Source organism: Trichococcus sp. (genome assembly GCF_049589555.1).
Taxonomy (GTDB): Bacteria; Bacillota; Bacilli; order Lactobacillales; family Aerococcaceae; genus Trichococcus.
Genome location: NZ_JBAWAZ010000037.1, coordinates 1 through 12,305 on the forward strand (window position 1 = coordinate 1; position 12,305 = coordinate 12,305).

8 protein-coding genes and 1 pseudogene are annotated in these 12,305 nt (G+C 46.1%); 8 read left to right on the plus strand and 1 reads right to left on the minus strand.

What is annotated here, in order from left to right:
• Window positions 1-16: 16 nt before the first annotated feature.
• On the minus strand, window positions 17-622 hold the full coding sequence (gene plsY, locus WBV27_RS01780; RefSeq protein ID WP_424198882.1) for a glycerol-3-phosphate 1-O-acyltransferase PlsY: 606 nt from the start codon (window positions 620-622) through the stop codon (window positions 17-19).
• Window positions 623-803: 181 nt separating this feature from the next.
• On the opposite strand from plsY, the gene parE reads away from it, so the two are divergent.
• From parE to WBV27_RS01820, 8 genes and pseudogenes are all read left to right on the plus strand, one after another.
• On the plus strand, window positions 804-2,873 hold the full coding sequence (parE, locus tag WBV27_RS01785; protein ID WP_424198884.1) for a DNA topoisomerase IV subunit B: 2,070 nt from the start codon (window positions 804-806) through the stop codon (window positions 2,871-2,873).
• A 26-nt stretch (window positions 2,874-2,899) separates the two neighbouring features.
• Entirely contained in the window at window positions 2,900-5,335 is a 2,436-nt protein-coding gene (gene parC, locus WBV27_RS01790) for a DNA topoisomerase IV subunit A (protein ID WP_424198895.1), read from the plus strand.
• A 300-nt stretch (window positions 5,336-5,635) separates the two neighbouring features.
• The gene (gene pflB, locus WBV27_RS01795; RefSeq protein ID WP_424198886.1) at window positions 5,636-7,864 is read left to right on the plus strand and encodes a formate C-acetyltransferase; all 2,229 of its coding nucleotides are present in this window, start codon (window positions 5,636-5,638) and stop codon (window positions 7,862-7,864) included.
• Between the two features lie 162 nt (window positions 7,865-8,026).
• Window positions 8,027-8,788 (plus strand): pyruvate formate-lyase-activating protein, encoded by a 762-nt coding sequence (gene pflA / locus WBV27_RS01800; RefSeq protein ID WP_086941501.1) that lies wholly within the window; start codon window positions 8,027-8,029, stop codon window positions 8,786-8,788.
• Between the two features lie 99 nt (window positions 8,789-8,887).
• Window positions 8,888-9,817 carry a manganese-dependent inorganic pyrophosphatase gene (locus tag WBV27_RS01805; RefSeq protein ID WP_424198889.1) on the plus strand — a complete coding sequence of 310 codons (930 nt, stop codon included), beginning with the start codon at window positions 8,888-8,890 and terminating at the stop codon, window positions 9,815-9,817.
• An 89-nt stretch (window positions 9,818-9,906) separates the two neighbouring features.
• Complete coding sequence (locus WBV27_RS01810) at window positions 9,907-10,731, plus strand: metallophosphoesterase (protein WP_424198891.1); 825 nt, start codon at window positions 9,907-9,909, stop codon at window positions 10,729-10,731.
• Between the two features lie 144 nt (window positions 10,732-10,875).
• Window positions 10,876-11,829 carry a magnesium transporter CorA family protein gene (locus tag WBV27_RS01815; RefSeq protein ID WP_424198893.1) on the plus strand — a complete coding sequence of 318 codons (954 nt, stop codon included), beginning with the start codon at window positions 10,876-10,878 and terminating at the stop codon, window positions 11,827-11,829.
• 140 nt (window positions 11,830-11,969) lie between these two features.
• Window positions 11,970-12,305 (plus strand): annotated as a pseudogene (locus tag WBV27_RS01820) (hypothetical protein); the annotation flags it as partial.

Consider the following 12,305-nt stretch of genomic DNA (forward strand, 5'->3'; position numbering starts at 1 on the left):
GCCCCGCCTTATTCTGTTATTTTTCTTTAGCGCTCTTCGATTTGTAGCCGAAAGGCACTTTGCTTTCCGTTCCGCTTCTGATCCGGTAAATATTGGAACGATGGCGATAGATGATGAAGATCGTCAAAAGGGTCGTAACGAGCGTCAATGGCCAATCGTTAAAGAAGAAGGAAAGAGCGACCGCTGTAAAACTGACCAGGATGCTGGATAGGCTGACCATTCTGGAGAAGTACAGGTAGATGACGAAAGCGATGATTGCTTCCCCAAAAAAAAGCGGATTGTAGGCCAACAGGATACCCGCGCTGGTGGCAACGGCTTTGCCGCCTTTGAATCCAGCGAAAAGGGGATACGTATGCCCTAAGGCTGCAACAACACCGGCAAATAAAGGATGGATTTCGACTCCTAGCCAGATCGGCAATAAGGTTGCCACTGAGCCTTTCAGCATGTCCATGATCAGGACGATGATGCCGGCTTTTTTTCCTAATACGCGGAAGGTGTTGGTCGTTCCGCTGTTTCCGCTGCCGTATTTGCGGATGTCTGTTTGATAAAAATATTTTCCGATCCAAATGCCTGACGGGATGGAACCCAAAAGATAGGCCAGGACGATGACGATTGCTGTCATTCTCACTTCACTCCTAAGTTGATGCTCAGTTAATATACAATTGCAGTTCATTTTACCATTTTATCCGTAGTTTTCCTATAGGAGGCAGAATTCCGTCTCATTTTTTATACTTTCCAAAGTGAAAGTTATACAGTATGATAGAATAGATGTTCGGTTAGAACAGATACGAAGGAGTTTTTTTATGGCACAAAATAAAGAGAATAAATACAATGATGATTCCATCCAAGTGTTGGAAGGACTTGAAGCGGTCAGGAAACGGCCAGGGATGTATATCGGTTCGACTGATGCCCGCGGATTGCATCATTTAGTATATGAGATAGTCGATAATGCGGTAGATGAGGCCTTGTCGGGTTATGCTGATAAGATCGACATCACGATCCATGAAGACCAAAGCATCAGCGTCAAAGACAATGGCCGCGGCATGCCGACCGGTTTGCACGCTTCAGGGGTGCCCACCATCCAAGTCATTTTTACCGTGCTGCACGCTGGAGGGAAATTCGGCCAAGGGGGCTACAAAACTTCTGGAGGTCTTCACGGAGTAGGCGCGAGTGTCGTCAATGCCCTTTCCAAATGGCTGGAAGTCTCGGTCATCCGCGAGAGCACACTCTATACAATGAAATTTAAGGACGGCGGAAAACCCGCCAGCAAATTGACCAAAGCAAAAAGCACCGCAAAAGGATCCGGCTCGTTGATTCATTTTTTACCGGACAAAGAAGTTTTCGGAACAGCGCAGCTTTCCTATGATGTTTTGGCTGAACGGTTCCGGGAATCAGCCTTTTTGTTGAAAGGCTTAACCATCACGCTGAATGATGAACGGACTGAACAAAGCGATACTTTTTTCTTCGAAGAAGGGATCAAGGAATTCGTTGCTTACTTAAATGAAGAAAAGGATACGTTGCATGATGTCGTGTATTTCAGCGGGGAGGCCGATGGGATCGAAATCGAATTCTCCTTCCAGTACAACGACGGCTATTCGGAGACGATCCTGTCCTTCGTCAACAACGTCCGCACGAAGGATGGCGGGACACACGAAACCGGTGCGAAGACCGCCATCACCAAAGCCTTCAATGAATACGCCAGAAAAATGAACCTGATCAAAGAGAAGGAAAAGAATCTCGAAGGCAGCGATGTCCGCGAGGGCCTTTCGGCAGTATTGTCCCTCCGTGTACCGGAGAACCTGCTCCAATTTGAAGGCCAGACGAAAGAAAAATTGGGCACACCGCAAGCGCGGGCAGCCGTTGATAGTCTTATCAGCGAAAAATTGAGCATTTACCTGATCGAAAATGGCGAAACAGCCCAAATGCTTGCCAGGAAATCGCTGAAAGCCAGAGAGGCCAGAAATGCAGCGCGTAAAGCCCGTGAAGAGACGCGAAACGGCAAAAAACGCCAAAAAAACGAATCGCTGTTGTCCGGCAAGCTGACGCCTGCACAAAGCAAAAATCCGAAAAAGAACGAACTGTATCTTGTCGAGGGTGATTCCGCCGGCGGATCCGCCAAACAAGGGCGCGACCGCAAGTTCCAGGCGATACTCCCGTTGCGTGGGAAAGTCATCAATACAGAACGCGCGAGCATGCAGGATATCTTGAAGAACGAGGAAATCAACACGATCATCTACACAGTCGGTGCAGGGGTCGGAGCGGATTTCGAAATCGAGGATTGCAATTACGACAAAATCATCATCATGACCGATGCGGACACGGATGGTGCGCATATTCAGATCTTGTTGCTGACTTTCTTTTACCGGTACATGAAGCCATTGCTGGAAGCCGGAAAAATCTATCTGGCGCAGCCTCCCCTTTACAAAGTATCCAAGGGTTTCGGCAAGAACGAAAAAATCCAGTACGCATGGACCGAAAAGGAACTGCAGGAAAAAATCGACATTATCGGCAAGGGCTATATTCTGCAACGCTATAAAGGACTCGGAGAAATGAACGCCGATCAGTTGTGGGATACCACAATGGATCCTGAAACCAGGACGTTGATCCGGGTGCTCATCGATGACAAGGCTCAAGCGGAGCGCCGGGTCACGACGCTGATGGGGAACAAAGTCGAACCGCGAAGAAAATGGATCGAGAAGCATGTCGAGTTTTCGATGTCCGACAATAAGAGCATTCTGGAGGAAGACATTGCACCAGCGCCCGATAGCGGGGAGGCACATCTGCAGGAGAAAGTGAAGAAGGAATCTTCGGACCAGCAGACCGCTCATGACATGGAGCAAATTTCATTAGATTTTGAAAGTGGTGAACTATAGTGGGTAATCTGGAAATTAAAGAGCTGATGCTTGAAAACGTAATGGGGGACCGCTTCGGGCGATACTCGAAGTACATCATCCAGGATCGTGCTTTGCCTGATATCCGCGATGGACTGAAGCCTGTTCAAAGGCGGATCCTGTACGCGATGGATGTTGCGGGAAACACTTCGGAAAAAGGCTTCCGCAAATCGGCAAAAACAGTCGGGAATGTAATCGGTAATTACCATCCGCATGGCGATTCCAGTGTCTATGAAGCGATGGTCCGATTGAGCCAGGATTGGAAGATGCGGGAAGTACTGGTCGAAATGCACGGCAATAACGGGAGCATGGATGGGGATTCAGCCGCTGCGATGCGGTATACCGAGGCCAGGTTGTCAAAAATTTCGGCGGAACTGTTGCGCGACATCGACAAGGAAACGGTAGACTTTGTGCTGAACTTTGATGATACCGATCAGGAACCGACCGTGTTGCCGGCTCGCTACCCGAATCTTTTGGTGAACGGCGCCACCGGTATTTCCGCCGGTTACGCGACCGATATCCCGCCGCATAACTTAGGCGAAGTCATCGATGCGACTTTGCATCTGATCGATCACCCTGAGGCGGAGCTCAAAGCGCTCATGAAATATGTAAAAGGACCCGATTTCCCTACCGGGGCAATCATACAGGGCTTGGATGGCCTGAAGGACGCCTATAACACCGGCAAAGGAAAAGTTGTCGTCCGCTCGCGCACTTCCATAGAGAGCATCCGCGGCGGCAAACAGCAGATCGTCATTTCGGAAATCCCTTATGACGTCAATAAAGCGACGCTAGTGAAACGGATGGACGAAATCCGCATCAACCGTAAAATCGAAGGGATCGCCGAAGTGCGGGATGAATCGGACCGTACAGGGCTGCAGATCGTCGTCGAATTGAAAAAAGAAGCGAATGCGGAGGGGATCCTCAACTATCTGCTTAAGAATACGGATCTGCAGGTGAACTATAACTTCAATATGGTCGCAATCGACGAGCGCCGTCCGATGCAGGTCGGCTTGCACCAAATACTGAAAGCCTATATCCGTCACCAGAAAATCGTCATCACCCGCCGGACGAATTACAGCCTTAAGAAGGCCGAGACGCGCCTGCATATCGTGGATGCTTTGATCAGAGTCATTTCGATTCTCGATGAAGTTATCCAATTGATCCGCGACAGTAAAGACAAAAAGGACTCAAAACAGAATCTGATGAAGCAGTATGCTTTTTCGGAACCGCAGTCGGAAGCGATTGTTTCCCTGCAGTTATACCGGTTATCCAATACGGACATCACCGCTCTGCAGAATGAAAAGTTGGAACTGAATGAGCAGATTGCGACTTACCACGAAATCCTGAAGCAGGAAAAGACGTTGTACGCTGTGATGAAGACAGAACTTGCCTCAGTCAAAAAACAGTACGCGAATCCTCGCCGGACTACGATCCAGCATGAAATCGAGGAAATCAAAATCGATACGGAAGTTCTTGTTCCGGTAGAAGAAGTCGTTGTCGTGATCACAAAAGAGGGCTACTACAAGCGTACCAGCCTGCGCTCTTTCGGAGCCTCGACTATCGAAGAAATCGGATTGCGCGAAGGGGATAAGCCGCTTTTTGTCGGGAAAGCATCGACGCTTGATGCGATCGTGATGTTCACCAGCAAGGGAGACTACCTGCACTTCCCGATCCATGAGTTGCCGGAATTGAAATGGAAAGATACGGGGCATCATATCTCGCAGAACATTCCCTTCGCTCCGGAAGAAAAGATCATCAGCGTAGAAATTCTCCCGAACAACAGCGAACCGAGCGGGACAATCCTTTTCGTGTCCAAAGAAGGCTACATCAAACAGACACTGATGAGCGACTTCCGGACTTTCCGGGGCTACAGGAACAAAAAAGCAGTCGCCATGAAGATGAAGAGCGAAACGGATGTGATTGTTTCCATCCAACGTTTGGAGGATCAACAAAACTATGATGTGCTCCTTGTGACGCATTTCGGATTCAGCCTGCGTTACGCCGTGAATGAAGTAGGCATCATCGGAACGCGCGCCAGCGGAGTCAAGTCCATCAACCTGAAGGATGGAGACGTTGTGGTCGGGGGTGCTGCCTTTAAAGAAGGGGATGAGGAATTCCCGATCCTAGTGGTCACGCAAAGAGGGAATATCAAAAAATTCAAATCCGGCGAAGTCCCGATTTTGGGCCGCGCGAAAAGGGGTTTGATGCTTCTGAAGGAATTGAAGGCCAAGCCGCACCGCATCATCTTCATGGATTGCGATCTATCGTTGCCTAATCGTTATGCAATCCGCACCACAGCGGGTACTAGTATTGTGGCGGAAAGCAAAGAAATACCGTTCAGTCCAAGGTATTCCAACGGCAGCTTCGCAATCAACGAGAAGACGGATGGTGAAGTATCGGACATCGAGAAAGAGTTTGATTTTTCACAAATTAGAATTTTCTAATTAACTGTTATAAACAAAACGCCAAAACGGAAACTGTGTAATAATACAGTTTCCGTTTTTATTTGAAACAGTTTTTTTGACAAAATAAAGGTTTCACTAACTAAACGAAAGCGCGAGTCGATATTTTAATTTTATAAACGTTGTCATATCAACGTTTATAAAAAATTTTCGAAAAGTTTACAAAAAGTTCAAAAAAAAGATTGATAGTTGTTGCACTTTCCTCTGTACGTGTTATAATATTCATGTAGAAACCTGTTACACATATCACAATGTGAAAGCACTTTATAGGAGGAATATATAATGGAACAATGGCAAGGTTTTAAAGGAAAAACTTGGAAAGAAGAAGTTGACGTAAGAGACTTCATCATCAACAACTTCTCTGAATACACAGGCGACGAAAGCTTCTTGGCTGGCCCTACTGAAACTACTACTCAATTATGGGATCAAGTTATGGATCTTACTAAGCAAGAAAGAGAAGCTGGCGGCGTATTGGACATGGATACAAAAGTTGTATCTTCCATCACATCCCATGCAGCAGGCTACCTTAACAAAGAAAAAGAGCAAATCGTTGGTTTCCAAACTGAAAAACCACTTAAACGCAGCTTGATGCCTTTCGGCGGTATCCGCATGAGCGAACAGGCTTGTGAAGAAGCAGGCTACAAAGTTGATCCAGAAGTTTCAATGATTTTCCGCGATTACAGAAAAACACATAACCAAGGCGTATTTGACGCTTACACTCCAGAAATGCGTGCAGCAAGAACAACCGGCGTCATCACTGGCTTACCTGATGCATACGGCCGCGGCCGCATCATCGGCGACTACCGTCGTGTAGCTTTATACGGTGTGGACTTCTTGATGCAAGATAAATTAAATGAATTCGCTAAAATCGGCGACGGCACGATGACTGAAGAAATCATCCGTTTGAGAGAAGAATTCAGCGAACAATACCGCGCTTTGAAAGAATTGAAAGAATTAGGAAACATCTACGGTTTCGATATTTCCAAACCAGCAACAAACGCTCAAGAAGCTTTCCAATGGTTATACTTCGGGTACCTGGCTGCTGTTAAACAACAAAATGGTGCAGCAATGTCATTAGGCCGTACTTCAACTTTCTTGGATATCTACATCCAACGCGATTTGGAAAACGGAACATTGACTGAAGAAACAGCACAAGAAATCGTTGACCACTTCGTAATGAAATTGCGTATGATCAAATTTGCACGTACGCCAGAATACCAAGAATTGTACTCAGGAGATCCACAATGGGTTACTGAATCAATCGCTGGTATGGCACATGATGGCCGCTCAATGGTCACAAAATCTAGCTTCCGTTTCTTGAACACATTGACAAACTTAGGAGCAGCTCCAGAACCTAACTTGACAGTTCTTTGGTCAACTAGATTGCCTGAAGGATTCAAGAAATACTGTGCTAAAATGTCCATCGAAACAAGCGCTATCCAATACGAAAATGATGACATGATGAGCCTTGAGTGGGGCGATGACTACGGAATCGCTTGCTGCGTATCCGCGATGAGAATCGGGAAACAAATGCAATTCTTCGGAGCGCGTGCTAACTTGGCTAAAACATTGCTTTATGCAATCAACGGCGGGATTGACGAAACGAAGAAAAAACAAGTAGGACCTAAATTGCAACCAATCACTTCAGAATACCTTGATTACGCTGAAGTTTCTGAAAAATTCGATGTAATGATGGACTGGATCGTAGCTTTGTATGTGAATACATTGAACGTTATCCACTACATGCATGACAAATATTCATACGAATCATTGGAAATGGCTTTGCATGATACACACGTTGTCCGCACATTGGCAACTGGTGTGGCTGGATTCTCAGTTACAATCGATTCACTTTCAGCTATCAAATACGCTAAAGTTAAACCAATCCGCGATGAAAACGGCATTGCTGTTGACTTCGAAATCGAAGGCGACTTCCCTAAATATGGTAACAATGATGATCGTGCTGACCAAATCGGTATCGACTTGTTGAAACAATACATGGGCAAAGTTAAGAAACACCAAACATACCGCAACTCTATCCCTACAACTTCTGTCCTTACAATCACTTCAAACGTGGTTTACGGCAAGAAAACTGGTAGCACGCCAGACGGACGTAAAGCCGGCGAACCATTCGCACCTGGTGCTAACCCAATGCACGGAAGAGATACTCACGGCGCTTTGGCAAGTTTGTCTTCAGTAGCTAAGATCCCTTACAAATATTCATTGGATGGTATCTCAAATACATTCTCAATCATCCCTAAAGCTTTGGGACGTGAAGAAGAAGTTCAAAAAGATAACCTTTCATCAATGTTGGACGGATACATCGCTAAAGGCGGCCACCACTTGAACGTCAACGTATTCAACCGCGAAACATTGCTTGACGCTATGGATCACCCAGAAAACTACCCACAATTGACAATCCGTGTTTCCGGATACGCTGTTAACTTCATCAAGTTGACTCGCGAACAACAATTGGACGTAATCAACCGTACAATGCACGAAATGATGTAATCTGCTTCAACCTGCATACTAATCGTATAAATTTAAACGGATGGATCATTTGATTCATCCGTTTTCTATCAAAGGGAGCGAAAATTCGCTCTTTTTGATAGGAAATATTCCTTACGCGATATACAATGAGGTTAAGAAATAAACGACAGAGGAGTTTTTGAAATGACTGAACCTTTAAAAGGATTTGTGCATTCAACAGAGAGTTTCGGTTCCGTTGATGGGCCCGGAATCCGTTTTATTATATTTATGCAAGGCTGCCGCATGCGTTGCCAATTCTGCCATAACCCTGACACTTGGAACATCGGTGGCGGCAATGAGATGACAAGCGATGAATTGCTGAACATGGCCTTGCAATACAAGCCATTCTGGGGGCAAAAAGGCGGCATCACCGTCAGCGGTGGCGAACCATTGCTGCAGATCGACTTTCTGATCGAATTGTTCACGAAAGCCAAAGCCCAGGGCGTGCATACGACTTTGGACACCTGTGGCTTGCCGTTCACTTATGATGAACCTTTCTTCAGCCAATTCAACAAACTGTTGGCTGTGACAGATTTGATCCTGTTGGACATCAAACACATTGACAGCCAGAAGCACAAAGAATTGACGATGTGGCCGAACGAAAGCATCATCGAACTGGCAAAATATTTATCGGAAATCAATAAACCGATTTGGGTCCGTCATGTGCTGATCCCGGAGCGGACAGACTATGATGATTTCTTAATCCGTCTGGATGCTTTCCTGAAAACATTGAAAAACATCGTCAAAGTGGAGATTCTGCCTTACCATAAAATGGGTGTCTACAAGTGGGAAACATTGGGAATCCCTTATCAATTGGAGGGGATCGATCCTCCTACCGCCGAGCGCGTCGAAAATGCCAGAAAGCTGCTGCATACGGAAGACTACAAAGGTTATTTGGATCTATAAAATAATACTATTTTTCAAGGAAGAAAAGAGAATTGCCATTGCTCTTTTCTTCCTTTTTTATTATGATAAAATTAGAAAATGGAAGAGAGAGTGAATTGAATGAAAAAACTGTTAGTTTTTGGGCACCAAAATCCGGATACGGATGCGATCACATCTGCAATCGCATACGCCTACTATTTGAATCAAAACGGAATCGAAGCGGAAGCAGTGGCTCTGGGCCTGCCGAGCGAAGAAACAGCCTATGCTCTGAATCAATTCAAAACAGAGGCTCCGCGCGTCATCGAGACTGCGGCAAACGAAACAGATACGGTTGCATTGGTCGACCATAACGAAGCCCAACAAAGCGTCAGCGACATCAAAGATGTTGAGGTATATGCCGTCGTGGATCACCACCGCATCGCGAACTTCGAAACGGCCAACCCGTTGTATTATCGTGCAGAGCCTGTGGGTTGCACAAACACGATCCTTTATAAAATGTACAAAGAAAAGAATATCGCAATCCCTGCCGACATCGCCGGCCTGATGCTTTCTGCCATCATTTCCGACACGTTGTTGTTCAAATCGCCGACTTGCACGCCGGAAGATGAAGAAGCGGCAGCAGCTTTGACGGAAATTGCTGGTGTTTCCTTGAATGAATATGGCCTTGCAATGCTTAAAGCCGGAACGAATCTGGACGATAAGTCGATTGCGGAATTGTTGACTTTGGACGCGAAATCATTCCCGATGGGCGATAAAAACGTCCGCATCGCACAAGTGAATACGGTAGATGTTCAGGATGTTCTGAATAGACAAGTTGAACTTGTTGCCGCTATGGAAGCTGAAAACGGCGCGCAAGGTTATGATGTCTTCTTGTTGGTGATCACAAACATCATCGAAAGCGATTCGGCTTTGTTGGCTGTAGGCTCGCATTTGGACATTGTAGAGGCCGCGTTCGGTGTCTCTTTGAAAGATAATGTTGCCTTGCTTCCTGGCGTTGTTTCACGCAAAAAACAAGTAGTGCCACCGTTGACGGAAGCATTCTCAAAATAATCACTGTAAAAGGGCGGGGATGCAACTCAGTTAATCTGATATGCATCTCCGTTTTTTTCACACAGTAGGCAAAGAAAGGGGGTGAGGACGTGAAAATTGGGGTGTTGTCGGACCTGCATATCGACTCGAATGCGAGAAGGCTGGCGCCTGGTCAAACGTATGACCATCTCTTGGCGGAGCTGCTCTATAACCAAGAAATCGACTTGCTTTTGTTGGCGGGAGACGTCTCTTCCGATTACCACGATACCTTTACTTTCTTGGATCGCATGCAAGACCACAATGTTTCGAAAATCCAATTCGTACCCGGAAACCATGATTTTTGGTCTATACGCAACCATGAAGAGGATACGGACCGAATCTATCAATTGTTCAAGGAGCGGGATGAGAATCCTGTCGGGAATCCGTTTCTGATCGGAAAAGATTGGGCAGTGGTGGGGAATCCGGGTTGGTATGATTATGGGTTCGCCAGTGACCGCTATACAATAGAAGAGTTTTCCAGGAAGAAGCTGAAAGTCGGCGGTTGGAATGACCGCCAATATGTGCATTGGCAGAACAATGATCGGGCGGTTGCAGCAGCCATGCAGGCGGAACTGGAAAGCGACCTGAGTGCCGTCAGTAACCGGAAAATAATCATGATGACACATATTGTGACGCATCCGCAATTCGTCATCCCGCTCCCGCATAAGGTGTACGATTACTACAACGCTTTCCTCGGCAGCAAAAGCTACATGCAGGTGTATGACCGCTACCCGATTGCGCACAGCATCATGGGCCATGTCCACTTCCGGAAAATACTGCAGGAGAATGATACAACCTTCTATTGCGCCTGCCTCGGCAGTGCGCGGCATTGGTATACGGAGGACCCTTACATCGAAATGGCCTATACTATGGAAGAAATCATGGTTGACGTGTAATTGGCAGCTTTCCCTCGCAAGGTTGACTGACCGGGGTGTGCCCAACCTTTTGGGGAGGGTTATCGCTTTCCTTTTGGCAAAAATAAGTTATGCTTATCTTGAAGGCAAGTACATTCAGATAAAACAGGTTGGAGGTGGATTTCAATGAGAGCATTCGACTTGTCGGATAAAGGGGTATACACGCAGACGAAGGATTGGAAAGCGGCTGATTGGATCCATGTGGAGAATCCGAACAACGATGACGTTGAGGATCTGGTAGCTATTTTCGGCATCCCGAAGGACTATATTTTGGATTCACTGGACGAATATGAGATCCCTCGGCAAGAGAAAGTCAAAAATGGTGGAGGGGAAAACATCAATCTTCTGATTGTTCTCTTCCCTAAAATGCGCTCGGTACAGGAAAAATATACAGAATATCACACGTACCCATTGTCGATCATAACAATCAACGGGACCTTGATCACCGTCTGCAAAGAAACACCTTCCTTTTTGACACGCATCATGAAGAATGAATCGTTCAAAAATAAGCCAGCGACAACCCAACATCATATCATTTTATATATATTATGGGAACTGACGAAAAGTTTCGTTCATCGCCTGAGAGAAATTGATGGCATCATCGAAGACCTGCAGATACAGATCACCAGTGCAACCCATAATGAATATTTTTACAAGTTGATTGCCCTCCACAAAAGCTTGGTTTATTTTGAGACATCCATCAAAAAAAATCATCCTTTGATAACGGAGTCCATCCATGAAGCTGTATTAGGGGATGATGTGCAGAGCCAAGAATTGCTGCATGATATCATCGATATCTCAAACCAAGCAGAAGTGATGGTCACCGAATCAAGCAAGATGATCGATCAGCTGAGCGAAGTGTTTTCAAGTGTCATCGCGAACAATCTGAACAACATCATGAAAGTTTTGACTTCGATCACCATCGTCCTGATGATCCCGACCATCATGGCAGGATTCTGGGGCATGAACGTCGATTTGCCCTTTGCGGATCATCCTTGGGCATTCGGCTTCACCAGTCTGATCACTATCCTCATCTGCCTCTTTACGGTCTATTGGCTGAAAAAGAAAGATTACTTCTGACATGGTGTGTGAATAGAGGTAGGCGACATCACAATGAAGCGTAATCGGCAATTATTTCTGCCGGTTACGCTTTTTGACATGCCTTTTGAGTACAGGAACTCATCCATGGTTGGTATACTATAGGAGGGAGGTGAAACGAGATGGTGGAGGATTTCCAGAGTTGGTTGGAGAGCTATGATTTGGAAAAACTCTTCAGCGACACGCGGGATAAAGAAACGATCGACAAGGAAATGTTTCTGTTCGTCAGATCGAATGATTTTGATAACTATTTTTCGTATGATGGCGAACTGGGAGCGCTCTACGGAAAAGAAGGAACGCTTTTGAGGGTTTGGACCCCTACAGCCAAATCCGTGGAAGTTTGGACGTATGCAGATGACACCACCAAGAAGCCGTCCCAAAAAAAAGCGATGGTGCAGAAACCCAAGGGGATTTTTGAAACTTATCTGCCCGGTGATCAGCACGGAACCATCTATGTC

What these genes read in the sequence shown, in the direction of transcription:
- plsY (WP_424198882.1), bottom strand. Translation starts at nt 622, where the DNA reads ATGACAGCAATCGTCATCGTCCTGGCCTATCTTTTGGGTTCCATCCCG.
- parE (WP_424198884.1), top strand. Translation starts at nt 804, where the DNA reads ATGGCACAAAATAAAGAGAATAAATACAATGATGATTCCATCCAAGTG.
- parC (WP_424198895.1), top strand. Translation starts at nt 2,900, where the DNA reads ATGCTTGAAAACGTAATGGGGGACCGCTTCGGGCGATACTCGAAGTAC.
- pflB (WP_424198886.1), top strand. Translation starts at nt 5,636, where the DNA reads ATGGAACAATGGCAAGGTTTTAAAGGAAAAACTTGGAAAGAAGAAGTT.
- pflA (WP_086941501.1), top strand. Translation starts at nt 8,027, where the DNA reads ATGACTGAACCTTTAAAAGGATTTGTGCATTCAACAGAGAGTTTCGGT.
- WBV27_RS01805 (WP_424198889.1), top strand. Translation starts at nt 8,888, where the DNA reads ATGAAAAAACTGTTAGTTTTTGGGCACCAAAATCCGGATACGGATGCG.
- WBV27_RS01815 (WP_424198893.1), top strand. Translation starts at nt 10,876, where the DNA reads ATGAGAGCATTCGACTTGTCGGATAAAGGGGTATACACGCAGACGAAG.